The 22,818-nt window shown below is 63.7% G+C and carries 20 protein-coding genes and 1 pseudogene; 7 read left to right on the top strand and 14 right to left on the bottom strand.

Going from position 1 to position 22,818, the window contains the following annotated elements; all coding sequences use genetic code 11:
- Positions 1-111 precede the first annotated feature (111 nt).
- Together PCA31118_RS22525 and PCA31118_RS22520 are read left to right on the top strand one after the other, a co-directional pair.
- Entirely contained in the window at positions 112-897 is a 786-nt protein-coding gene (locus PCA31118_RS22525) for a 3-hydroxybutyrate dehydrogenase (RefSeq protein ID WP_174990569.1), read from the top strand.
- Positions 898-1,071: 174 nt separating this feature from the next.
- Positions 1,072-2,253, top strand: a complete 1,182-nt coding sequence (locus PCA31118_RS22520) for a DUF3734 domain-containing protein (RefSeq protein ID WP_150627217.1) — start codon at positions 1,072-1,074, stop codon at positions 2,251-2,253.
- Positions 2,254-2,404: 151 nt separating this feature from the next.
- Here the strand turns inward: PCA31118_RS22520 and PCA31118_RS22515 are convergent, their stop codons facing one another.
- The 4 genes from PCA31118_RS22515 to PCA31118_RS22500 form a co-directional block, all read right to left on the bottom strand.
- Positions 2,405-4,234 (bottom strand): chemotaxis protein CheW, encoded by a 1,830-nt coding sequence (locus PCA31118_RS22515; RefSeq protein WP_150627216.1) that lies wholly within the window; start codon positions 4,232-4,234, stop codon positions 2,405-2,407.
- Positions 4,231-4,758 (bottom strand): chemotaxis protein CheD, encoded by a 528-nt coding sequence (locus PCA31118_RS22510; protein ID WP_044457222.1) that lies wholly within the window; start codon positions 4,756-4,758, stop codon positions 4,231-4,233. Before PCA31118_RS22510 ends, PCA31118_RS22515 begins: the two co-directional genes overlap by 4 nt.
- Positions 4,742-5,584: a CheR family methyltransferase gene (locus PCA31118_RS22505; RefSeq protein ID WP_150627215.1), complete on the bottom strand. Its 843-nt coding sequence runs from the start codon at positions 5,582-5,584 to the stop codon at positions 4,742-4,744. Before PCA31118_RS22505 ends, PCA31118_RS22510 begins: the two co-directional genes overlap by 17 nt.
- 81 nt (positions 5,585-5,665) lie before the next feature.
- Entirely contained in the window at positions 5,666-7,363 is a 1,698-nt protein-coding gene (locus tag PCA31118_RS22500; protein ID WP_150627214.1) for a methyl-accepting chemotaxis protein, read from the bottom strand.
- 704 nt (positions 7,364-8,067) lie between these two features.
- On the opposite strand from PCA31118_RS22500, the gene PCA31118_RS27525 reads away from it, so the two are divergent.
- Complete coding sequence (locus PCA31118_RS27525; protein ID WP_281350147.1) at positions 8,068-8,193, top strand: hypothetical protein; 126 nt, start codon at positions 8,068-8,070, stop codon at positions 8,191-8,193.
- A gap of 296 nt (positions 8,194-8,489) precedes the next feature.
- Here the strand turns inward: PCA31118_RS27525 and PCA31118_RS22495 are convergent, their stop codons facing one another.
- Positions 8,490-8,804, bottom strand: a complete 315-nt coding sequence (locus tag PCA31118_RS22495) for a hypothetical protein (RefSeq protein WP_150627213.1) — start codon at positions 8,802-8,804, stop codon at positions 8,490-8,492.
- 213 nt (positions 8,805-9,017) lie between these two features.
- Entirely contained in the window at positions 9,018-9,320 is a 303-nt protein-coding gene (locus PCA31118_RS22490; RefSeq protein WP_150627212.1) for a hypothetical protein, read from the bottom strand.
- Between the two features lie 199 nt (positions 9,321-9,519).
- Between PCA31118_RS22490 and PCA31118_RS22485 the strand changes: the two genes are divergently transcribed.
- The gene (locus tag PCA31118_RS22485) at positions 9,520-10,059 is read left to right on the top strand and encodes a VOC family protein (RefSeq protein WP_150627211.1); all 540 of its coding nucleotides are present in this window, start codon (positions 9,520-9,522) and stop codon (positions 10,057-10,059) included.
- A gap of 8 nt (positions 10,060-10,067) precedes the next feature.
- Here the strand turns inward: PCA31118_RS22485 and PCA31118_RS22480 are convergent, their stop codons facing one another.
- The 5 genes from PCA31118_RS22480 to hemA form a co-directional block, all read right to left on the bottom strand.
- Positions 10,068-10,685, bottom strand: a complete 618-nt coding sequence (locus PCA31118_RS22480; protein ID WP_246190380.1) for a UbiX family flavin prenyltransferase — start codon at positions 10,683-10,685, stop codon at positions 10,068-10,070.
- Positions 10,686-10,737: 52 nt separating this feature from the next.
- Positions 10,738-11,052, bottom strand: a complete 315-nt coding sequence (grxD, locus tag PCA31118_RS22475) for a Grx4 family monothiol glutaredoxin (RefSeq protein WP_044458554.1) — start codon at positions 11,050-11,052, stop codon at positions 10,738-10,740.
- An 80-nt stretch (positions 11,053-11,132) separates the two neighbouring features.
- Positions 11,133-12,017, bottom strand: coding sequence for a peptide chain release factor N(5)-glutamine methyltransferase (gene prmC, locus PCA31118_RS22470; RefSeq protein WP_150627209.1), 885 nt, complete (start codon positions 12,015-12,017; stop codon positions 11,133-11,135).
- The gene (gene prfA / locus PCA31118_RS22465; RefSeq protein WP_150627208.1) at positions 12,017-13,099 is read right to left on the bottom strand and encodes a peptide chain release factor 1; all 1,083 of its coding nucleotides are present in this window, start codon (positions 13,097-13,099) and stop codon (positions 12,017-12,019) included. Before prfA ends, prmC begins: the two co-directional genes overlap by 1 nt.
- On the bottom strand, positions 13,100-14,386 hold the full coding sequence (gene hemA, locus PCA31118_RS22460; RefSeq protein ID WP_150627207.1) for a glutamyl-tRNA reductase: 1,287 nt from the start codon (positions 14,384-14,386) through the stop codon (positions 13,100-13,102).
- Between the two features lie 328 nt (positions 14,387-14,714).
- On the opposite strand from hemA, the gene PCA31118_RS22455 reads away from it, so the two are divergent.
- Together PCA31118_RS22455 and PCA31118_RS22450 are read left to right on the top strand one after the other, a co-directional pair.
- Positions 14,715-14,972 carry a GlsB/YeaQ/YmgE family stress response membrane protein gene (locus tag PCA31118_RS22455; RefSeq protein WP_044457212.1) on the top strand — a complete coding sequence of 86 codons (258 nt, stop codon included), beginning with the start codon at positions 14,715-14,717 and terminating at the stop codon, positions 14,970-14,972.
- Positions 14,973-15,548: 576 nt separating this feature from the next.
- The gene (locus PCA31118_RS22450) at positions 15,549-17,045 is read left to right on the top strand and encodes an MDR family MFS transporter (protein WP_150627206.1); all 1,497 of its coding nucleotides are present in this window, start codon (positions 15,549-15,551) and stop codon (positions 17,043-17,045) included.
- Between the two features lie 182 nt (positions 17,046-17,227).
- On the opposite strand, the gene PCA31118_RS22445 is transcribed toward PCA31118_RS22450, so the two are convergent.
- Positions 17,228-19,672 (bottom strand): penicillin acylase family protein, encoded by a 2,445-nt coding sequence (locus PCA31118_RS22445; protein ID WP_150627205.1) that lies wholly within the window; start codon positions 19,670-19,672, stop codon positions 17,228-17,230.
- Positions 19,673-19,816: 144 nt separating this feature from the next.
- Between PCA31118_RS22445 and PCA31118_RS27560 the strand changes: the two are divergent.
- A pseudogene (locus tag PCA31118_RS27560) lies at positions 19,817-20,284 on the top strand (GtrA family protein); the annotation flags it as partial.
- On the opposite strand, the gene PCA31118_RS22435 reads toward PCA31118_RS27560, so the two are convergent.
- Both PCA31118_RS22435 and PCA31118_RS22430 read right to left on the bottom strand, forming a co-directional pair.
- Positions 20,229-21,368 carry a glycosyltransferase family 2 protein gene (locus tag PCA31118_RS22435; RefSeq protein WP_246190389.1) on the bottom strand — a complete coding sequence of 380 codons (1,140 nt, stop codon included), beginning with the start codon at positions 21,366-21,368 and terminating at the stop codon, positions 20,229-20,231. The pseudogene PCA31118_RS27560 and the gene PCA31118_RS22435 overlap by 56 nt on opposite strands.
- A 47-nt stretch (positions 21,369-21,415) precedes the next feature.
- Entirely contained in the window at positions 21,416-22,750 is a 1,335-nt protein-coding gene (locus tag PCA31118_RS22430; protein ID WP_150627204.1) for a glycosyltransferase family 87 protein, read from the bottom strand.
- Positions 22,751-22,818: the final 68 nt, after the last annotated feature.

The following is a 22,818-nucleotide window of genomic DNA, read 5'->3' as shown; positions in this document are numbered from 1 at the left end:
GTGCAGTCTGCCCGGCGGCCTCGTCCACTGTCCGACGAGCCATGCGTGCGTTCAGGCATGCCGCATGACCCGCCATTTTGATGAATCAGGAGTGTGCAAATGAGCCAGTCAGTGAATCAGTTGAATGGAAAGGTCGCCGTGGTGACCGGTGCGGCAAGCGGCATCGGCAAGGAGATTGCGCTAACACTGGCGCGTGCCGGGGCGGCGATCGCGATTGCCGATCTGAACCAGCAGGGGGCAGACGCCGTTGCCGAAGAGATCAAGGCTGCCGGCGGCAAGGCCATCGGTGTGGCCATGGACGTTACGAACGAAGAGGCGGTCAACAGCGGCATCGACAAGGTGGCGGACACGTTCGGGTCGATCGACATCCTGATCTCGAACGCGGGCATCCAGATCGTCAATCCCATCGAGAACTATGCGTTCTCCGACTGGAAGAAGATGCAGGCGATTCACGTGGATGGCGCGTTCCTGACGACCAAGGCGGCGCTCAAGCATATGTACAAGGACGATCGCGGCGGCATCGTCATTTACATGGGCTCGGTGCACTCGCACGAGGCCTCGCCGCTGAAGTCGGCCTATGTTGCGGCCAAACACGCGCTGTTGGGGCTCGCCCGTGTACTGGCGAAGGAGGGCGCAAAGCACAACGTGCGCTCGCATGTAATTTGCCCGGGCTTCGTGCGCACGCCGCTGGTCGACAAGCAGATTCCGGAGCAGGCGAAGGAACTCGGCATTTCGGAAGATGAAGTGATCAAGAAGGTAATGCTCGGCGGCACGGTCGACGGCGTATTCACGACTGTGGACGATGTCGCGCAGACGGCGCTCTTTCTCGCCACGTTCCCGAGCGCGGCCTTCACCGGTCAGTCGTTCGTGGTGAGCCACGGCTGGTTCATGCAGTAACGCTGGCATTGTGCCGACGCCAACGAGCCGTTCCCCGCCCCGGGAGCGGTTGCGCAGGGCGTAGCGTGCAGTGATCGCATCAAGCCCATTGCCCCGATGTGCTCCCCAATGTGCCCCCATGCCGGGGCGGTTTCCGCACTCACAGTGCAAGCAGTCAGCTTCAGGAGAACGGTCATGACGGCCAACCCGCCCAAAGTCCCGAAACGCGCCATCGAGCTTCCGCCGTACGAGACGGTCGCGCTCGTCTTGCAGGGTGGTGGCGCGCTTGGGGCTTATCAGGCGGGCGTGTATGCAGGCTTGTCCGAGGCGGGCATTGCGCCGAACTGGATCGCGGGCATTTCCATCGGCGCGCTCAATACGGCGATCATCGCGGGCAATGCGCCGGCGCGTCGCGTGGCGCAGCTCGAAGCCTTCTGGCGCACGATCTGCGAGCCGGGGGGCTTCCCACCGTTGCCGGCGCCGCTGGAGGCGGCGATCCTCAACGGTCCCGAGTCGGGGCGGGTCGCCTACAGTGCGTGGCAGGCGTGGCGTGCGCTGACCGAGGGGCAGAAGGGCTTCTTCACGCCGCGCTGGCCGCAGCCGTTGCCCACGGCGATGGGCGATCCGGCGCACGCGAGTTATTACGACACGACGGCGCTGCGTGACACGCTCGAGCGCTTCGTCGACTTCGACCGGATCAATGCGCGCGAGATTCGCGTGTCCGTCGGTGCGGTCAATGTGCACACGGGCAATTTCGTCTACTTCGACAACACGCGCGAGACATTGCGCGCGGAGCATTTCATGGCGTCGGGCGCGTTGCCGCCGGGGTTTCCCGCAGTGGAGATCGACGGACAGTATTTCTGGGACGGCGGTCTCGTGTCGAACACGCCGCTCTCGGAGGTGCTGGGGACATCGCCGCGTCGTGACACGCTCGCGTTCCAGGTCGACTTGTGGAGTGCGCGCGGGCCGCTGCCCGACAATCTGAATGACGTGGCGGGGCGGCAAAAGGACATTCAGTTTTCGAGCCGAACGCGTTTGGTGACGGACAATCTTCAGCGCGCGCAGCACTATCGGCGTGTCCTGCGGGAAGTGCTCGACCGCGTGCCTGCCGATGTACGTGCGCGTGACCCGTGGTGCCATGCGGCAGAGGAGATCGCGTGCAGCAAGCGTTACAACGTCATCCAGCTCATCTACCGGAACAAGGAATACGAGGGGCACTACAAGGACTATCAGTTTGGTCTGGCAACGATGCTGGACCACTGGGCGAGCGGCCTCGACGATGTTCGCCGCACGCTGGCAAATCCGGAATGGCTGGCAATGCCGAGCGATGCGCGAGGCTTCATCACGCACGACATTCATCGTCATGAAGTGATTTGATGCGCTTGCTCCGTGTGCGTCATACCACCCCTGCGGCGTGCCCCCCGACACGCCGCAGGGCCCTGCAACCGGCGCTCGCGAATCGCCGGCACTTCATGACCTTCACCCTAATGTCCTTCGCGTCCGCCCGGTTTTCGTCATACTCCCTCGCTTAAAGCGCCAACGCCGTTTCCAGCCGCAGCTTGAGCGGTTGCAAATCGAGCAGCATGGCCGTGCGTGCCGCTCCGTCCGACGCTGGCAACTCCACCGCTTCACGCATGTCGTTGCGCATCTCGTGCGTAGCACGCCCCAACAGCACGGCGGGCACGGGCAACTTGTCCGCATCGTCGAGCGTCACAATGTTCTCGATGGCGTCGACCAGCAGCCCGAACTTGTCCTTGCCATGCTCGATCACCAGAATCTTGCGGGTGTTCGCCTCGTCCTGCGCCGGCATGCCGTAGAGCGCACGCAGATCCACGACCATCACGAGTTCGCGCCGCAGGTTCAGCATGCCGCGAATGAACGGTGGGGCACCCGGCGCGGGCATCACGTCCGGAGAATCGTGGATGATCTCGCGCAATTGATCCAGACGCACCGCGAGCATATGTTGCAGCCGGAACGACACGTAAGCGTGCCGCGTGCCGCGCGACGACTTCGCCCCCGTCGCGCTGCGCCACGCCGCGTCGCCCGCACTCGCTCGCTGCGCCGGGTCCGACTCACGATACAGCTCGCGATGCCCGCGCGTGAGGTCGAGCACCTGCGCGTGCGTGAAGAGCTCGTCGGCATTAAGCAGCACGATGTCGCTTGCCGACTCGCGGGCGATGCAACCCGAGAACAACTGGGCATGCGACGCACTAAACGAAGGCATCGCCAGCACTTCGTCGGCGTAATACGTCACGATGCTGTCAACGGCATCGACCAGCAAGCCGAAGTGCACGTCCTCCTGTTTGACAATCAGAATGCGCCGCGGATCGGATGCCGTACCCGCTACGTCCGGATCCGGGCGGCACGCCTGCAAACCGAGGAAGTGGGCGAAGTCGATCACCGGCACGACCGTGCCGCGCAAATTGAGCATGCCGACACAAAACACGCTCGCGAGCGCCGAGTTCTGCAATTCGGGAATGCGGATGATTTCCCGGATGGCACCCATCGGCAAGGCCAGGCGCGACTGTTCGACGGTAAACGACACGCATTGCAGCCGCTGACGCTGCTGGCGGCGCTGTGGTGCCGTGAGCGATTGTCGCGCGAGCAATTGCGGCATGTTCTCGATGCGCACGAGCGCAGCCGGCGCGAGAATCTGGAGAATGCGATCGCCACCGTCGAGCTTGATCGCCCCCGACACCACCTGTGCCGTGGCGTGGGACGGATCGTATTCGAACCCGGTGCGTTGGGAGGCCCGAACGCGCAAAATCTCGCCCGTGCTTTCGAACAGCAAGCCCACGCGTACGCCCTCGACGTCCACAATCGCGATTTTTTCCATTACCGGTAACGCACTACCCACGCCGTTCCCGGAGATGGCGAGCAGGGGCTTGAGGTCGACGATAGGGATGAGCGTGCCTCGCAAGTTGAAGAGCCCGAGCAGAAACGTCGGCGAGAGCGGCACCGGGGTCACCCGTTCGGGGTAATTCACCACCTCCTGCAACGCCGCAATCGGCAGCGCGAACTCGATATCGCCCAGATGAAACGAGCCGAAGACTTCGATGTCGTCCGCCGTGGCCTTCGGCGGTTGGGGAGCCACGGCCGCAGTTGCCGCAGGTGTGGCGAGCGCGGATGCATCGTCGGCCAGCGGCGCCAGGAGGGGATCGGCCTCGGGCGAAGGTGATGGCGGTGCATGGCGCAACTGCGTCGTCATCCCGGGCAGCGGGCCATACCCTGTGCCGTAGCCCTGGAAGGCATGATATCCCTGATATCCGTGACCGGGCGATCCCGTCGTCGGCAGAACGGTCGAGCTCGCGATACCGTCGCGATGCAAAAACGGAAATCCTGGTGTGCGCGCGTTCATGATTCACGTCCTACGAGTCTGAGTGCGGGGCGGCGCGGCATCGCGGCGCCCCCGTTCGTGCCAATGGCGCGCACCAGAAAGGCGTGGTGCGTGCAGTCGATCGTCAGTTGACGACCAACTTCGCCGCCGACTTCCACGTGCACGATCGGAATGCCGGCTTCCGTAATCAGCGCCTGCGCCATCTTGGCGTTGGCCACCCCAATCAGGCCGTGTTTGGCCGGTGGCTGGTGCGGCATCATGTTGCCTCCGCCCGCAATGACGGCTTCGATTTCACCGCGGCGCGCACCGTCCGCTTTCATGAGCGCGAGCAACGAGGGCACAGCTTGCGTCACATATTTGGCGCCGATCGCAAGTGTCGGGTGCGGCGATTCGGGCAACAGACAGTGGGCGAGCCCGTACAGGCCGCGCGCACGCCACATCAGGCCGATGCCGACACACGAACCGAGGGTCGCGCGCAGGACATCCGCTCCGCGCCCGATGCGCACTTCGCCCATCAACACCTGAATGTCATGCGACGGCCCCATTCGATGCTCCCTGATTGCGGTAAATGAGCGGTTGCTCAAACTGATAGCCGGTCGAGAGTCGTGAGAGCGACTCCGATTCCCCGACAATCAGCACGCCTTCGGGGGTAAGCGTGCGACGTACGTTCTCCAATACCCGTTCCTGATCCGACGTCTCGAAATAGATAAGCACGTTGCGCAGCATGACGAGATCGAATGCGTCACGGCGCGCCATGCGTTGATACAGGTTGTGCTCCGAAAACGTGATGTGCGCCCGCAGTTCCGGCACGACGGTAAAACCACCCGCAGTGGGGCGAAAGTACTTGGCCAGCATGGCGGGGCGTTGCTGCTTCAATCCATCGATGCTTCGTCCACCGTAGTTGCCCGCCATGGCGATGGCCAGCACCTGACTGGAGATATCGGTCGCGTGAATCTGATACTGGAAGCCCGGATGCCGCGCGCGGAACTCCTCGCAGATCATCGCGGCGGAGTACGACTCCTCACCCGATGAGGCGGCCGCCGACCACATCCGGAACGTTTGTCCGGCATGTGCCGCCTGCCAGCGAGGCAGGTAGTGCTGTGCGAAGTAGTCCCACACGCGCGGTGTGCGAAAGAACGTTGTCTCGTTCGTGGTGACGAGATTCACGAAATTGCGAATCTCGTCGGGGGTGTTCTCCAGCAACGCCAGGTAATCACGATAGCAACGCAACGACAGCATGCGCAGGCGCGGGCGCAGACGGCCCTGCAACATCGTCCACTTCTTCTCGTTCATCGAGATGCCCGTGTGCCGGTGAACAGCGCGCAGGAGCGCTTGCTGGGTGACGACATCGGCTTCGGCTTCGATTTCCATATCGGGCCCTCTTGGCGACCGGTGAGGCTGGCGGCGACCGGGGGGGTGCTACCCCAGGCGCCCCGCGCGTACCCGTATCCGTTACACCTTGAAACGCGAGACGGTGCGGTCCAGTTCTTCGGCGCCCTGATTGAGACCGGTTGTCGCGTGCGCGATGGTCTCGCACGCCCCGGCCGATTTCTCGGTCTCTTCGGCCACGTGCTGAATCGCGAGACTGACCTCCCGCGCCGCCACGAGTTGTTCCTCGGCAGCGCACGAAATCTCCGAGATCGCCTGTGTCGTACGCGACACGCCGTTCACGATCTTCTCGAACGCTTCGCCGGCCTGACGCGACACGTCGCTGCCTTGCGCCACGCGCTTGGTCGACTCGTTGATCAGTTTCGAGATTTCCTTGGTCGCCTGCGACGAGCGCTCGGCGAGCTTGCGCACTTCGTCGGCCACCACGGAGAAACCCAGCCCATGCTCGCCTGCCCGCGCGGCTTCGATAGCCGCGTTGAACGCGAGGAGGTTGGTCTGTCCGGCGATCTCGCCGATCACCTTCACGATTTCTCCGATGTCTTCCGAAGACTTGTTGATCAACTCCATCGCCTCGATGGAGCGCGCAATGGCCCGCGAGCCGGTCTCGGCTTCCTGCTGCGTGGATTTGGCCAGTTGATCGGCGCCCTTCGTGTTATCGGCAATCGAGTTGATCGATGCCGTCAGTTCCTCGATGGACGCATTCATTTCTTCCACCGTGGCGCCGAGCGCCTGTGCCCCCGTCGCCACCGTGTTGGCGCGATCGGCAATGTCGCGCGATGCGCCCGAGAATTCGCCCGCCGAGTTGACGACCTTGCCGATCACACCGCGCAGGTCGTCCATCATGTGGCGAATGCCGTCGGCCAGTTGATCGATGGGATCGGTGCCCGAGACGGCGATGTCACCCGTCAGATCGCCCGCCGATGCGCGATTGACGGTGTCGAGCAGCAGTGCGACCTTGCGCTGGTCTTCCTCGGCACGGCGCTTCACGCTCGCTTCGAGTTCCACTTGCTGCGTGATGTCCGTGGCGAACTTCACGACCTTGTACGGGCGACCGTTCGCGTCGAGGATCGGGTTGTACGTCGCCTGAATCCAGACTTCGCGCCCGCCACTACCCACGCGCTTGTACCGCCCGGCATCGAATTCGCCACGGTTGAGCTTTGCCCAGAAGTCCCGGTAGGCGGGCGACGCCACGTAATCCGCCTGGCAGAACATGCGGTGATGCTTGCCGCGCACTTCGTCCAGTGAATACCCGAGCGTTTTCAGAAAGTTGTCGTTGGCCGTGATCACGGTGCCATCGAGATGGAATTCGATGACCGCCTGTGCAATGTCCATGGCGCGGACCTTGCCCTCGAATTCGGCTTGCCGTGTGCGGTCGGCCGTGACGTCGGTGGCGAATTTGATGACTTTGTACGGTACCCCGTTGGGGTCGAACACCGGGTTATACGAGGCGCGGATCCACACCTCGCGTCCGCCTTTGCCGATGCGCTTGTATTCGCCTGTGTCGAAATCCCCGCGACCGAGTTTGGCCCAAAAGTCACGGTACGCCGCGGAGGCCGTGTACTCGGGCTCACAAAACATGCGGTGGTGCTGCCCCTGAATTTCGTCGAGACGGTAGCCGAGCGTTTGCAGGAAATTCTCGTTGGCGTGAAGCACGCGTCCCTGCAAGTCGAATTCGATGACGGCCTGCACGCGATTGAATGCGGCAGTGACCGCTTGTAGTTCCTGCTGTTCCATCTGGAATTCAGGCGTGGCGATTTCCATGACTTTTCCCCTGATACGTTTGCCCCGGCACGTGTCGCGCGGCCGTCACGATAAGGATGCTGCGTTCCCCCCAATTGAGCGCGCAGTCCTCTATAGACGCGATTACGACAGCGAATCAGGCAACTTGAGATCGGTGCCAACCCGTATCTGGTTTATGCCGATAAGGGCATAAATCGCTTCAAAAGCCGCGTCCAATAAGGTTTTAAAGATAAAGGAAAGAAATAAGAAGTCGACGCTCATGTAGCGTCAATACATTTCAAACGCACAGCTGAAATGAAAATACGAGAGCGCCTGCCCATGTGCGGTGCAGGAAAGTGACGCGATCGCGTATCGGAGCGTGGCGCGACGCGAGTCGGAGAGATGGAAAAAAAGCCTCCCCCCGCGTCTGCAACGGGAGGAGGGTTTGAGTCAAAGCCGCACTCTTCGGGGCAATTGAAAGGGCGACGCAAAAGACTATGCAATCGTCGTGCCAGCCGTCGGAGCCGACGCCAACCCGCATGAATATTGGGTTTGCGCGTTTCGCCAAAGGTCGAAGCCGGGCGATGTTACGGCCACACGCCGCACATGTTACGTAACAAAGTGCGACACTTTCCCCGTTTGGCAACCTTCGCTTACACGGCTTACAGACGCGTGATGGGCTTCCTACAGGCGCGACGATATAAAGAAAGCGAACCGATTCGCGTTCGTTCCTGTGGAGTCAGATCATGAAGTTAGTCGTTGCTGCGTTGCTCGCCGTTACGCTTGCCGGGTGTGTGGTAGTGCCTGAACGGCCCTATTACGGGGGGTATTACGGAGGGTATTACGGGCATCGTTGCTGCTATCGCTATTGAGATGAAACGCGCGGGATAGTGCGCAATGAGATTCATTTCGACCAATGAGTTAGCGAGGCTTTCGTCTTCGGGCTTTCGCCAGTTAATGCAGACGCATTGCGGACGCATTGCTAATGCATTCCGAACGCATTTCGAACTCATTGCGAACGCATCGCCTTTCGAAATCCAATGAATCGGTCTGTGAGCATCGATGCATAAAGTCGCGATAAATCGTCGGGGATTTATGCATGCATGAAACAAGCCCCGCAGGTCTTAAGACCTTGCGGGGCTTGTTGTTGGTGGCGGCGCGCGCCGGATTATCGGCGATGGTGCCAATCGCGGCGGTCCCAGTCACGCCGCTCCCAGCCACGATCGTGATGCCAGTGACGCGGCGGCGGCCCGCGCCAGTAGCGCGGCGGGGGGCCGTAGACGACCGGCGGCGGGGCGACGACCACCGGTGCCGGTCCGTAGACGACCGGCGGTGGCGCATACATGGGGGCCGGTGCCACGATGGCGGGGCCGGGAATCCCGATGTTGACCGACACGTCGGTACGCGCAAAAGCGCTGCTTGTGGCGAGGGCGGCGGCCAGGCCTGCCGTGGCTGCCGTCGCGATCCAGAAATGACGTTGCATCTGTTCTCCTTTTTCGACTTGTCGCTCCCGTGTCCGCGTTGCCCTGACGCATGTCATCTGGCGCGGCGGCGCGCGATCCGTGAATCGAATTCTACGGACGACGCACGAGGGGCGGTGCTACGGCGGCACTACAGATGTAACAAGGCGTAAGGGAAGGGGAACGGGAAAGGGAAAGGGACTCGATGCGGCTCGACCACATTGGCAGCGCGACCGTCAGCGACGGTCGTGATCGCGCGGTGCGAGAAAGCTGGCCGGGCGGCGGCCGCGTCGTGCGGATGTCGCGAAATACGACGGCCGACGCAGATCCTGCGTGTCGCTCGGCGAGCGCCAATAGGGCGTGCGCGGCGTGCCGAGCAAGTCTCCGGGACGATGGGGAGAGAGCGGCGGCATGGCGGCCGGCCAGGCGACATTGCGCCACCGGGCGCCGGCGGGGACCACGAGCACGAGCATGACGAACACGAGCGTCACCACGGCATAGACGACAACAGGCGAAAGGGAGAAGAGGGCGGTCTCCATGACAAACTCCGGTCGCAAACCTGTCACACCACTGGGGGGGATGCGTGCGGGCATGCGGCCCGCCACGCAAAGTGTGGCGTTTTCACTATAGTCCATGCGGCTCTCGCTGGCACTCGGTTGATGCCACGCGGGTTGCAGGACTACACTACAGACGCAGTTTCCCGAATGCCGTCGCCACTTTGCAATCCGGGGGATCGTGATGAACCAGGCCGTTTTGGACCCCAGCCTTGCCGTCGAATCCACGGCTCAGGGCACGCCTGTGTCTCCTGTGGCGATCGATCATGTCGCGTACCCGAGTTACGACGCGACACTCACGCACCGATTCTACGTCGAGGTCATGGGTTTCACGCTCGCCGGCGCGCAGAGCGGCATGAGTCGTCTGTGGGGCAAGCCCTATTTGCTCGTGAGCTATCAGATCGCGCCCGGTCAGGCGCTGGCCTTTTTCAATTGCGACGGACTCGCGCCCGAACCCCATCCCCATCCCGATACCCCCGCAACGCAGATTCACCATGTGGCATTGCGTGTGCGCGAGCGCGAGGCGCTCGATCGCTGGAAGTCCCGCCTGAATGCGTATGAGGTGCCTTTCGCCGTCGAGCGTCACGGCGACGGCGAACATGTCTATCTGCTGGATCCGAACGACGTCATGCTGGAACTGTGCGTGCAAACGCCGGAGTCCGCCGCCGGGCAGACGCAGGGCGCGCTCGATACATTGCAGCGCTGGGTCGATGGCGTGAGATGACGCGAGCGTCAGGCTTCGGCGTCTTTGCCGAGACCGTCCCAACTCGACGCAACCGGCGGCGCAATCGCGAACAGGTCGATAACGCGCGCGACGGTGTCGTCGACCATCGCATCGAGTGAAGCCGGACGGTTGTAGAACGCAGGCAACGGCGGGTAGACGATGCCGCCCATTTCGGTGACGGCTGTCATATTGCGCAGATGCGCGAGGTTGAAGGGGGTTTCACGCACCATCAGCACGAGGCGACGGCGCTCCTTCAAGGTGACGTCGGCGGCGCGCGCGATCAGGTTATCCGAGAGGCCATGCGCCACGCTCGCGAGTGTCTTCATCGAGCAGGGCGCGACGACCATGCCGGCCGTGGCGAAGGAGCCGCTGGCGATGTTCGCGCCGACTTCGCGCACGCTGTGATACTGATCGGCCAGCGCCTGTACATCGGCGCGTTCCATCCCGAGTTCGTGACGCAGCGTGAGCCAGCCCGCGCTAGACACCATCAGATGCGTTTCGACGCCGCCCATCGCGCGCAGGCGCTGGAGCAGACGCACGCCGTACACGGCGCCCGTCGCCCCCGTAATCGCGACGATCAGACGCGCAGGGGCGCGCACGCCGGGCGCTTGCGTCGAAACGTTCAAACCGGGCATCGGGTGCGGCGCCGTCGCTGTGAAAGCGGGAACGACCGCGAGATCAGGCGAGTTCGGCGATGATCTGCTTGAGTTCGCCGCTTTGGTACATCTCCATCATGATGTCCGAGCCGCCGATGAATTCGCCGTTGATGTAGAGCTGCGGAATCGTCGGCCAGTTGGCGAATTCCTTCACGCCCTGACGGATTTCGTCATCTTGCAGCACGTCGACCGTGAACAGATCGTTGACTTCGCAGGCCTTCAGAATCTGCACGGCACGGCCCGAGAAGCCGCACATCGGGAATTGCGCGTTGCCCTTCATGAACAGGACGACAGGATGTTCGGAGACGATTTGCTGGATACGTTGCTGGGTGGTCATGATCGGAAGCTCGTGGGGATGCCGGAAAGTCGGCGTATCCGGCATTTTAGCGGTTTTCGGGCGCGCTCGTCGGATGCCGCTCAGACGCGTCGGCCACCGGTGGTGCGCTCGATCCCGGCAAGGTCGCGCTCGGACATCACGTCCACGAACCCCGCCGCCGTGCACAGCGCCCTGACGTCCGCCGCCTGATGGTAGCCGTGCTCGCACAGCAGCCAGCTATCGGGCAGCAGTCGCGACGGCGCCCCCGCCACGATCACGCGCAAGGCCGCCAGCCCGTCGGCATGGTCGGTCAGGGCATCGACCGGCTCGAAGCGCAGGTCGCCCTGCGAGAGGTGTTCGTCGCCCGAGACGATGTAGGGCGGATTGGACACGATGATGTCGAACGCGGCCGTAGCGGTGGTAGCGGCAGGCAGTGCGCCATACCAGTCGCTCTCGAGGAACCGGACGCGCGCTTCCAGCCCGAGTTGGCGCGCGTTCTCCCGGGCGACATCGAGAGCCTCGGCCGAGCGGTCGAGGGCGGTCACCTCTGCGTCAGGGCGCGCGTGCGCAATGGCCAGCGCAATGGCGCCGCTGCCGGTACCCAGATCGAGCACGCGCGGCGTGCGGCGTCCTTCGAGCCGGGCCAGCGCCAACTCCACGAGCAGTTCGGTCTCGGGACGCGGGATGAGCACCGAGGGGCTCACCTTCAGCGTCAGGCCGAAGAATTCGCGGGTGCCGGTGAGGTAGGCGATGGGCTCGCCTGCCATGCGGCGTGCACGGAGCGACCGGTAGGCGGCGACCGTCTCGGGCGCCAGGGGCTCACGGTCGCGGGTGATCAGTTGTGTGCGGGTCCAGCCGAGCACGTGGGAGAGCAGAATGCGCGACTCCGGGGGGGGCAATCCCGGCTCACGCAGCAGCGTCGCCACGGTGGCGGGAACTTCGGAATCCGTCTGCCCCACAGGGTCCCCATGCACACCTGACGTCATCAGGCGGCCTCGCCAAGCGACGCGAGCAGTTCCGCCTGATGCTCGGTCACCAGCGCGTTGATCATCTCGTCGAGATCGCCGTCCATGATGTATTCGAGCTTGTAGAGCGTGAGGTTGATGCGGTGATCCGTCATCCGCCCCTGCGGGAAGTTGTATGTCCGGATGCGCTCGGAACGGTCGCCGGAGCCGATCAGGCTCTTGCGGGTGGCCGCTTCCTTGGCTTGCTGGGCACGCAACTGGGCGTCCTTGATGCGAGCGGCCAGCACCTTGAGCGCCTTGTCCTTGTTGCGATGCTGCGAGCGGTCGTCCTGACACTCCACGACGATACCCGTGGGCAGGTGCGTGATGCGCACGGCCGAATCCGTCTTGTTGACGTGCTGGCCGCCGGCGCCCGAGGCGCGGAACGTATCGATGCGAATATCGGCCGGATTGATTTCGACGTCGGCCACGTCGTCGGCTTCCGGCATGACCGCCACGGTGCAGGCGGACGTGTGAATGCGTCCCTGTGTTTCGGTCGCGGGCACACGTTGTACGCGATGGCCTCCGGACTCGAACTTCAGGCGTGAATACGCCCCCTGACCGACCAAGCGGACGATCACTTCCTTGTAACCGCCCAGATCCGATTCGCTCGCCGACATGATTTCGACCTGCCAACGCTGCCGTTCTGCGTAGCGCGTGTACATCCGCAGCAGATCGCCCGCGAAGAGCGCCGATTCGTCTCCGCCGGTGCCGGCGCGAATTTCCAGATAGATGTTGCGGTCGTCGTTGGGGTCTCGCGGCAGCAACATGCGTTGCAGCGTGCCCTCCATGTCTTCCATGCGCGCGCGGGCGTTGGCGGCTTCGTCTTCGGCAAACTCGCGCATTTCCGGATCGGACGCCATTTCCTGCGCCGCCGCCACGTCGTTGTGCGCCTGGCGGTATTGCTGATATTGCGCGACGACAGGCGCCAGCTCGGCATGTTCGCGCGTGAGCTTGCGATAGTTGTCCAGGTCGCGGGTGACGTCGGCCTGGCTCAATAGGCCATCAAGCTCGACCAGACGTTGCGTCAACTGGTCGAGCTTGGCTTGCATGCTCGCTTTCATCTATTTGTCGGCGGATCCCGAGGTGCGGAACAGTTCGGGAATGAGGTGAATGATTTGCTCGCGCGAATCGCCGCGCGCCGTATTCAGCGCGTGGGTCGGGCCGTGCAGGAATTTCTTGGTGAGGGACTGGGACAGGGCTTCGAGCACGGCGGCAGGGTCGTCGCCGCGCGCGAGCATGCGCTGCGCACGCTCGAGTTCCGCCACGCGCATGGCCTCGGCGGTACCGTGGATGTCACGAATGACCGGCACGACGCTGCGCGCGTCGAGCCATTGCATGAAGTTCTGCACGCGCGTCTCGATGATCGCCTCGGCTTGCGCGACGGCGGCCTGACGCAGGGCATTCCCTTCGCGAACGACCGCGCCGAGATCGTCGACGGTGTACAGGAAGACGTCGGCCAGACGGCCCACTTCCGGTTCGATGTCGCGCGGCACGGCCAGATCGACCATGAACATCGGCTTGTGCTTGCGCGCCTTGATGGCACGCTCGACGGCGCCCAGGCCGATCAGCGGCAAGGTGCTCGCCGTGCACGAGACGACGATGTCGAACTCGTGCAGCCGTTGCGGCAGTTCCGACAAGCGGATGGCCGTGCCGCCCAGACGTTCGGCGAGCTTCTCGCCGCGCTCGGCCGTCCGGTTGGCGATGTAGAGGGCTTTCGGGTTTTGCGCAGCGAAGTGCGTGGCGCACAGATCGATCATCTCGCCCGCGCCGATGAACAGTACCTTTTGCGTACTGATGCTCTCGAAGATACGCTGCGCGAGACGCACTGCAGCGGCGGCCATCGACACCGAGTGTGCACCGATCTCGGTCTGGCCACGGACTTCCTTGGCCACGGCGAAAGTGCGCTGGAAAAGCTGATTCAGATACGTTCCCAGGGCGCCGGCCTCCGAGGCGGTGCGCACCGCGTCTTTCAGCTGCCCGAGGATCTGCGTCTCGCCGAGCACCATCGAGTCCAGGCCGCTGGCGACGCGAAACGCGTGGCGCACCGCGTCGGACTGGGGCAGGGCGTACAGATGGGGAGCGAGATCGCCGGCGGGAATGTTGTGAAACTGGGAAAGCCAGTGCACCGCGCGCTCACGGGCTGCGGTGTCGTCCGTCACGCAATAGATCTCGGTGCGGTTGCACGTCGACAAGATGGCGGCCTCAGGGGCGCTCAACTTGCCGCTGCTCGTCCACAGGCTCTTGAGGCCCGCGAGCGCCGGCTCGATCCGCTCGAACGGAAACGCCACCCGTTCGCGCAGCGAGACGGGCGCCGTGTGGTGGTTCAGGCCGAGAGCGAGCAGTTGCATGATGTGGGGGATCTGATAGCCCCTGATTATAGCGCGTCGACGCGATGCCCGTTTCACTGGCGCCACGCCCCCGCGCGTTCTGGATGGCGTGCCCCATCATCGCGCAGACGCCCCTTTTTGACAAATAGGCGTCGCTTATACCCGGCATAGCGATGCCCGGCCACCGGCGGGCCGCGTCGGGTTTTTCTTGATATATCAGATCTCGTCGCGCGCCATCAGACGCCGTCGGGCGAATACAACAGGCGATCGACGGGGTTTGGGGATCCGGCGTGAGCCTTTGGAAATCAAGGCTATACTGCGTTCGGGTTCCCGTCCTTGGAGGTACGTCATGGGCATTATCGGCACCATCGTGGTCGGTCTGATCGTCGGTCTCATCGCGCGCGCCCTGCATCCCGGGCGGGACAGCATGGGCATCATCATGACCATCATCCTCGGCATTGCCGGCGCGCTGCTCGCCAGGTATGTCGGCCAGTTCCTCCACCTCTATACCGAAGGCGAGTCGGCCGGCTGGATCGCTTCGATCATCGGCGCGATCGTACTGCTGGCGATCTATGGCGTAATCAAGCGCAATCGCGGCACTGCCTGAGGCCGTTCACGGCGCGGTCACCGCGCTCGCGTGGATCGCGGGCCGGATTCTCGTGCCGTGATAATTCGATGAATCGATGCGCCGATGTGCCGGTAGGCCGGTAAGCCTTCGGAGGGCGCTGCGACGATAGGCCGCAAGGTCGTGTCGGATTTCGGGACGCCAAACGTCGTCATCCCGCAACGGTGTAACGCTTTCGGCTTTCAGCGCTCGCCTTCAGCAACGGCATCGGCATCGACATCGGCGCGCTTCGCGCAGGTATTTCGTCGTCCAAAACCTTCCAAAACCCGAAGGTGAACAGGGGCTTGTCGCCGCGAACCGGCACTTGCCCCGCTCCGTGCAAGGCTCTCGGGCGGAACCGCGAGGCAGGTCGGCGCGCGTCATACGCGTTTTGCTGCATTGGGCTATGCTTGTCGCCATCGCCAGGCCCAAGTCGTCTTGACTACGCGTGCGGCATCGCCGCCACGTTCGATCCCCGTCTTCCGCCATCTGGCGTGGCTGCGGCGCCCGACAGGGGTGTCGCGCCTTTCTCGCAAGTTTTCTCGCAAGTTGTTACGCACCCCCACTTCACAAAAAAACATGTCTGCGACACGCAATTCCGTGCGGCCATTGATTGTGGCATCCGTCATGGCGGCAACGTCTATGGTGGCCATCGAAGCCACGATCATCTCGACGGCCATGCCGCAAATCGTCGCCCAACTGGGTGGCCTGAATCTCTACAGCTGGGTCTTTTCCGCCTTTCTGCTCGCGCAGACGGCCATGACTGTGGTGTTCGGCAAACTCGCCGACCTCTATGGTCGCAAGCCGGTCATTCTCGTGGGCATTGCCGTTTTTCTCATCGCCTCGCTCGGCGGCGGACTCGCGTGGTCCATGCCCGCGATGATCGCATTCCGTCTGTTGCAGGGCGTTGGCGCCGCGTGCATTCAACCGGTCAGCCTCGTGATCATTGCCGATTACTACCCGATCAGCGAACGCGGCAAGGTACAGGGCTGGCTCGCCAGCGTCTGGGCCATCTCGGCGGTGCTCGGCCCGATGCTCGGCGGTCTCATCATTCGCGATCTGTCGTGGGCGTGGATTTTCTGGATCAACATTCCGATCGGCCTGCTTGCCGCTGCCGGTTTCGTGGCTTATCTGCATGAAGATGCGCCGCGCGAGCGCCCGAGCATCGACGTGATGGGCGCTGTGTTCTTCACGATTGCCGTGGCCGGGTTGATGATTGCCCTGACCGACGCGAATGCGTTCACCGACACGCACGTCTGGGGCGGCATACTCGTATGCGCTATCGCCGTCGTCCTCTTCGTCTGGCAGGAGCGCCGCGCGAAGGACCCGATGATCTCGTTTTCCCTGTGGAGTCGCCGCCCGATTGCGGCGGCCAATGCCGCGACGTTGCTCTCCGGCATGGTGCTCATGGGGCTGACTACCTTCCTGCCGATGTATGCACAGGGCGTGCTGCGTCAGACGCCGGTGGTGGCCGGCATGGCGCTTACGATGATCATGGTCGGCTGGCCCATCGGGGCGACGTTCGCGGCGAAGACATTCACGCGTTTCGGCCTGCGGCGCATTCTCGTGGGCGGCAGCCTGCTGATGCCGCTTGGCGGGCTCGTCTTTGCGCTGCTCGGGCCGAGCAGTTCTCCGTTGCTCGCCGGTTTTGGCTCGTTGCTGATGGGTTTCTCGATGGGCACAGGCAGCGTGAGCGCACTGGTTCTGATTCAGGAGATTGTCGACCCCTCGCAGCGCGGCAGCGCCACGGCGTCGAACATCTTCTCGCGAAACCTTGGCAGCACGCTGGGCGCGACGCTCTTCGGCGCCGTGCTCAACTTCGGCCTGACGCATTCGAGCGGCCTCGCGCCTGTGACCTCCGACCAACTGCGCCACGTGCTCGAGGATCGCGGCGTGTCGTCGTTGGCCGACGAGGCAATCCGCGCCGTATTGCAACACTCGCTGCACCTCACGTTCCTGTCGATCCTCGCGATCTCGATCGGCGTCATGCTCTTGCTGCTGCTCGTGCCGACCAACGCGGTCGACTCGCGCAGTATCAAGCGCGACAAATCGGAGTTTGTACCCGGCGGGCATTGACGCGCGAGCAGCGCTCGTTCACGCTCCGAAAACAGCTGGATGGGGAACACCCCCTCCGGCTGTTTTCGTTTCGGCCATGGCAAGCGACGCATGCGCGTGGCGCACCGACTCACATCGCCGCGCGTTTTACCAGCGTATTAGCGTGTATTAGCGTGTATTGGCGTATTGCCAGCCATTACGCGTCAACGTTCCGACGCAGGCACCAGATGCAAACGGGACTCCGTTGCCGCTTCCACCGCCTCGCGCGAATACGGCAGCTTGAAATACTCGCCGTCGAGCCACTTTTGCGCCAGATCGCGGTAGTGCGGGCTGTCCGGATTGCCGGACTCGCCGGGCAGGTTCATTGCGCGCGTGTTGTCCCAGTTGCCCACGTCGACCACAATGCGGAACGACGGACCGTTGGTTTGACGGAAGTCGCTCACACGGTAGGTCGACTGATTCGGCGTGAACGGACTGCCGCCTTTCGCCAGCGGGCCGACGTTGAGTTTGGCGCGCATGTCGGCGTCCACTGCGTCGGCGAGCGGATGGGCATTGAGGTTCGTATGGAGCTTGCCCCATTGCCACGCGCCCGGATCGGTCCCTTGCAGCCTCATCATTTCCCCCCACGCCTCACCGAGGCTCGTGAGCAATACGGCGTCGCGCTTGGCGTTGGCGTTTTCACCGAAACGCGCAGCAGGCTGCTCCAGCGCGTCGAGCATGGCCGCCGGGTCGGGAGCACCGAAGGTTTCCGCTGCGGTCTTGGGCAGCACGGCGTTCTTGTACGCGCGTCCCAGATGACGGCTGAACCAGACTTCTTCGAGCGCGGCCTGTGCCGAGTCGGCCCCCATGTGGGCGTCCCACCCCTTGAGAAGTTTGAGCGCCGCGGACGTTTGCGGATCGTCGCTGGACAGCGGTGCGAGTAGCGCCACCAGACGCCGCGCGGGTATCGACACGATATCGTTCTGCAAGCGCTCGGAGTCCTCCAGCGACACCTTGTCCTTCGCCTTGAGGACTTCGTCGATACGTGCGTGACGCGAACCGTTCGTCCATTCGAAGCCAAGCTTGCGCTGGGCGTACGGATAGCCCGCCGGCATGTTCATCTCGTTGGATGTCGTGAAATAGCCGCTCGCCGGGTTATAGGCCGACGGCAATTGATCGCGTCGCCAGAAGCCGGCCCATTCGTAGCGTCCATCTCCGGGCACCGGCATCAGGCCGTCCCAGTTAGGACGAATCGGCGCCATGCCGCTCGGGACCCACCCGATGTTGCCCGACGTGTCCGCATAGACCTGGTTGACCGTTGGCGCCCCCCACGTATCGAGCGCCGTCTGGAACTGGGTGAAAGTCTTCGCGCGCATGTAGCGCATGGCGTCGAAGTAGGGCGACATGCCCGGTTCCAGCCACGCGGTACGCACGGCGTACGCACGATGCCGGGCCGCGTCGACGTAGATCACCGGACCATGCTTCGTGAACTTGAGATCGGTCTGCACCGGTGCGCCGTCGCGTACGTCGATGGTCTCGTGCACGGTTCGCATTGGCACCCACTTCCCTCGATATCGGTATTGATCGGGGTTCGCCGGGTTCAGGTCGTAGACGTACAGATCCTCCTGGTCGATATTGAAAATCGTGAGCCCGAACGCGATGGTGCCGTTATGTCCGATGGCAACGCCAGGGATCGCGGGCTCGCCCGCGCCGATGAGATTGAGCGTCGGGGTGCTGACCTGCACGATGTAGCGCAGGCTCGGCGCGGCGAATGCGCGGTGCGGGTCGTTCGCCATGATGGCGCGACCGGTGGCCGACTTCTGCGGCGAGACGACCCAGTTGTTGCTGCCCTCGGCCGACTCGGTGGAAACGTCGTAAGGGCCGTTTTCCGCCAATTGCGCGATGTCGGCATTCGCGTGTTGCAGCGATTCCTTCGTGATCTTCACGCCCTGCGTGGCGAGGTCGAAGACCTTGAGCAGGTCATCAGGCAGGCATGGGTCCAGCCCGTCGGGCACCTGCGTCTTCCAGGCGGGCTGCAGGCCGACACGCACCCCGTCTGCATCGAGCGACGCCTTGCAAACCACTTTCGCACGCGCGACTTCGCTCTTCAGGTTGCGGGTCAGGCCGTGGCTGCGAATGCGAACGATGTCCTCGGCAGACCACTTCGCCGGCCAGTAGCCCACCTTTTTGAATTCGTACGGCATCTGATCGGGATGCCGCGCGAGCCAGTCGATGTAGGCGTTCACGCCAGCGGCGAACGCCTCGGCGGCGGGCCTGGCATCGGGGCCGTATCGACGCCATTCGGTCGCCATGTCGCCGCGATAGACGAAGCGGCGCGCGGCGTCGTCCTGCGCCACGTAGGCGCGCCCGAACACTTCGGACAACTGGCCCAGCCCCCGGCGTCGCCAGAGGTCGATCTGAAACAGGCGATCGCGAGCCGCGTTGAAACCCTGCACGAAGAAGCCGTCGCGCTCGTTTGCGGCAAAGATGTGCGGCACGCCGTTGCGGTCGATCAGAATATCGGCCGGTTGGGACAGCCCCTCGACACGCAGGGTTTGCGAAGCGATGGGGGCAGCCGGGGTGGCATCGACTGCGTGCGAAGCGGCGCTCCACGTCGTGACGGCAAAGGCCAGAACACTGGCGGCGTGGATGGCGTTGGGGCGTTGCATTGTCTTCCTCCTGTCGTTATCGGACGTCGTCTTTTCATTACGGAGTACCTCGCAATCCTAGACGTCTCGTACAGGCATGCAACCCATGTTCCGCGAAAATGGCATAAATTCTTATTCGTCCAACCCTGACGGGGCCGCGCCTCCATGCTGCACTGCAAACTTTTGCGGCAACTCGCGCGTGTGCTGGTATCGTCAGGCGAACCGCCGCCGAACTCACTTGCCAGCGTGACCGAAACCATGCCGGACTTGCGTCAGATATCTGCTCAAGAAGGCACCACGCGCCTGCAACGCTTGCGCGCGTCGCCGCACGTGCGCACGCTGGTGGTGCCATTGATGCGGTTCGGGGTGTCCGGCGCGATTTCAACGGCCGTGCATGTGATCGTGGCGATCACGCTAATCGAGGTGTTCGGCGCGGGTTCGGTACTCGCCAATGCCGTCGCCTTCTGTGTTGCGACGCCGTGCTCCTATCTGCTCAATACGCTATGGAGCTTTTCTGCGCGCGTACACCGCACGAGCCTCGCGCGATTCCTGCCCGTGTCTGTCTTCGGGCTGGTGCTCACGACATTCGTCGCACGAACGGTCGAGCATCTGGGAGGCAACCATTGGAGCGGGATCGCGGCGGTCGTGCTGATCGTGCCGCCGACGACTTTTCTGCTCCATCGTTACTGGACGTATCGGCGCGTGTGACGGGGCGCGGCTGCACGCGCATGCCGGCGCGAGACGGCAGGTGACTGACCTTGACGCTCGTCTGATAACGGCGGCGTACGAGATACAGGGGACGTCCCTTCGATTCGTAATAGATGCGTCCGACATACTCGCCGATCACGCCGATGCCCACGAGCTGAATCCCGCCGAGGAACAGAACGCCGACGAGCAGCGATGCGTAGCCGGGCACGTCCACCCCGTGAATGATCGTGCGCAGGGCGATGTAGCTGCCGTAAGCGAGCGAGAGCAGGGCAAGTGACACGCCAATGTACGTCCAGCAGCGAAGCGGCACCGTGCTGAAACTCGTAATGCCTTCGAGCGCGAAGTTCCACAGGCGCCATCCGGAGAACTTCGACTCGCCCGCGCTGCGCGGCTCGCGCACGTATTCCACGATTTGGGTGCGAAACCCCACCCACGCGAACAGGCCCTTCATGAAGCGGCGGCGCTCTGGCAGTTGGCGGATCGCGGTCACGACTCGCCGGTCCATCAGACGAAAATCGCCGACGTTCTCCGGCAACTTCACCTCCGAGAGCCGATTGTGCATGCGGTAATAGAGCCCCGCCGCTACGCGTTTGGCGACGCTGTCGCTCGCGCGATTGGTGCGCTTGGCCAGCACGACTTCGGCGCCGTCGCGCCAGCGTTCGATCATCACGGGGATGAGGGCCGGCGGGTCTTGCAGGTCGGCGTCGATGGGGATGACGGCGTCGCCCACCGCTTCGTCGATGCCCGCGCTCAGGGCCGCCTCCTTACCGAAATTGCGTGTGAAGTCGATGATGCGGATGCGGGGGTCTTCGCGTCGAAGCGCGAGCAGCGCGCCCAGCGTGTCGTCGGTACTGCCGTCGTTCACGCAGACAATCTCGAAGCGCGCATTGGCGACGCGGTCTAGCACCGGGGCCACGGCGCGATAGAACGCGTCGAGCGCAGGTGCTTCGTTGTGACAGGGCACGACGAGCGAGATGAGCGGCGCGCGAAACTGTGTCGATGACGACATTGACGCGCGGGAGGTGTCGGTACGGGCAGCGGCGCGGGGCATGGCGATTACCTCGTGAACGCGGGCGTGGTGGCAGTGCGGCGCAGCGGTGCGACGGCACGACCGCCGTCGGTCTCTGCGGGGTGGCTGGCATCGGGCACATGTGCGAGGCGACGGCGGCGTCGCCACAACATGGCCAGAGTACCCAGCGTGATGAACGGCAGGAACTGGAAGCCGATCTGCATCGAACCGAGCAGACCGAGAATGGGCGTTATCCACAGCAGCACGAGCCATTCGCGTTCGCCGGGCAGCCACCCGCGTGCGACGCCGTCGCGCACATACCAGGCGATGACGACGGCGAGCAGCGCGAGATCGTAATCGTAGAGGTAGGGGCTAACGAGCGTCGTGGCGCATACGAGCGTGGCGGCGCGCAGGGCAAACGCGCCGGGGCGTCGCCAGAAGTCGATCAGGACCGCGACGGCGCCCAGCGCGATGACCGCATGAATCGCTGCCGCCACGCCGACTGGCGCCCCCAGCATGCGCGCCGTGATGAAGAAGGTCGGCACACGCGCGATCTGCGCCGCCCCGTTGGTGATGCTCTCGCGAGCGAAGGTCGAGGCGTGCAGGAAGGCGGCATAGACGTCGACGCCGAAGAGCGCGGCGGCGAGCAACGTCGTGCCGACGACCGTGACGATGCACGCGGCGAGCGCGCGCCATTCACGTGCGCAGAGAAAAGCGAGCGGGAAGAGCAGGGCGACGTGCGGCTTGACGAAAAGCAGTCCGGCGAATACCCCTGCCCATACGGGCCGTTTGCGCAGCATGGCGAGCGAGAAGCCCGCAAGCGCCGTGGTGTAGAGGGCGATTTGGCCGGCCACGATCACGAGCATGACGCCGGGAAAGCCGAGCGTCGGCACGCGGGCCTCGGGCCAGGGGAGCGTGCGTCGCAATGCGGCGTAATAGAGGCTCAGACCAATCAACGCATACAACGCGTAAGCGTAGACATAAGGCAACAGCGCGAACGGCGTAACAAAGACCATCATCACCGGCGGATATAGCCACGGCAGGTAGCCACCGAGGTTTGCCGCCCAAGGCCGTTCGGCAATCTGGAGCTTCGACATCAGCTCGACGTCATAGGCGTCGATCGCGTGGCCGTGCAGCACGAAGTGCGCGGCCCCCCAGAACGGCAGGAAGTCGACAGCGGCGGGGCTCATGGTCGGCGTGCCCGACAGAAAGTATCGATACGCCCACACGCACAGCACCGCGAGCGTCATGAAGATTCCGGCGCCGCCATAAAGGCGCAGCCGCGCGCTGTCCTCGGACCAGTGCCGACGCGCGCCAGGCCCGCATGGCGTGGACGGCGCTGGAGGTGTGGCTTTGGTGACAGCCGACGGCTTCGATGTCATGCAAGACTCCCCTTGGCTGCATGAAACGGCTTGGTTCGACTACGGTGACTGCCTTCGGAGTTTCGGTA

The sequence above is a fragment of the Pandoraea captiosa genome, assembly GCF_902459775.1.
GTDB classification, from domain to species: Bacteria; Pseudomonadota; Gammaproteobacteria; order Burkholderiales; family Burkholderiaceae; genus Pandoraea; species Pandoraea captiosa.
This window is presented reverse-complemented; position numbering and strand designations above follow the sequence as displayed.

What these genes read in the sequence shown, in the direction of transcription:
- PCA31118_RS22450 (WP_150627206.1), top strand. Translation starts at nt 15,549, where the DNA reads ATGTCTGCGACACGCAATTCCGTGCGGCCATTGATTGTGGCATCCGTC.
- hemA (WP_150627207.1), bottom strand. Translation starts at nt 14,386, where the DNA reads ATGCAACTGCTCGCTCTCGGCCTGAACCACCACACGGCGCCCGTCTCG.
- PCA31118_RS22490 (WP_150627212.1), bottom strand. Translation starts at nt 9,320, where the DNA reads ATGGAGACCGCCCTCTTCTCCCTTTCGCCTGTTGTCGTCTATGCCGTG.
- PCA31118_RS22520 (WP_150627217.1), top strand. Translation starts at nt 1,072, where the DNA reads ATGACGGCCAACCCGCCCAAAGTCCCGAAACGCGCCATCGAGCTTCCG.
- grxD (WP_044458554.1), bottom strand. Translation starts at nt 11,052, where the DNA reads ATGACCACCCAGCAACGTATCCAGCAAATCGTCTCCGAACATCCTGTC.
- PCA31118_RS22455 (WP_044457212.1), top strand. Translation starts at nt 14,715, where the DNA reads ATGGGCATTATCGGCACCATCGTGGTCGGTCTGATCGTCGGTCTCATC.
- prfA (WP_150627208.1), bottom strand. Translation starts at nt 13,099, where the DNA reads ATGAAAGCGAGCATGCAAGCCAAGCTCGACCAGTTGACGCAACGTCTG.
- PCA31118_RS22435 (WP_246190389.1), bottom strand. Translation starts at nt 21,368, where the DNA reads ATGTCGTCATCGACACAGTTTCGCGCGCCGCTCATCTCGCTCGTCGTG.
- PCA31118_RS22430 (WP_150627204.1), bottom strand. Translation starts at nt 22,750, where the DNA reads ATGACATCGAAGCCGTCGGCTGTCACCAAAGCCACACCTCCAGCGCCG.
- prmC (WP_150627209.1), bottom strand. Translation starts at nt 12,017, where the DNA reads ATGACGTCAGGTGTGCATGGGGACCCTGTGGGGCAGACGGATTCCGAA.
- PCA31118_RS22515 (WP_150627216.1), bottom strand. Translation starts at nt 4,234, where the DNA reads ATGAACGCGCGCACACCAGGATTTCCGTTTTTGCATCGCGACGGTATC.
- PCA31118_RS22500 (WP_150627214.1), bottom strand. Translation starts at nt 7,363, where the DNA reads ATGGAAATCGCCACGCCTGAATTCCAGATGGAACAGCAGGAACTACAA.
- PCA31118_RS22505 (WP_150627215.1), bottom strand. Translation starts at nt 5,584, where the DNA reads ATGGAAATCGAAGCCGAAGCCGATGTCGTCACCCAGCAAGCGCTCCTG.
- PCA31118_RS22510 (WP_044457222.1), bottom strand. Translation starts at nt 4,758, where the DNA reads ATGGGGCCGTCGCATGACATTCAGGTGTTGATGGGCGAAGTGCGCATC.
- PCA31118_RS22495 (WP_150627213.1), bottom strand. Translation starts at nt 8,804, where the DNA reads ATGCAACGTCATTTCTGGATCGCGACGGCAGCCACGGCAGGCCTGGCC.
- PCA31118_RS27525 (WP_281350147.1), top strand. Translation starts at nt 8,068, where the DNA reads ATGAAGTTAGTCGTTGCTGCGTTGCTCGCCGTTACGCTTGCCGGGTGT.
- PCA31118_RS22445 (WP_150627205.1), bottom strand. Translation starts at nt 19,672, where the DNA reads ATGCAACGCCCCAACGCCATCCACGCCGCCAGTGTTCTGGCCTTTGCC.
- PCA31118_RS22485 (WP_150627211.1), top strand. Translation starts at nt 9,520, where the DNA reads ATGAACCAGGCCGTTTTGGACCCCAGCCTTGCCGTCGAATCCACGGCT.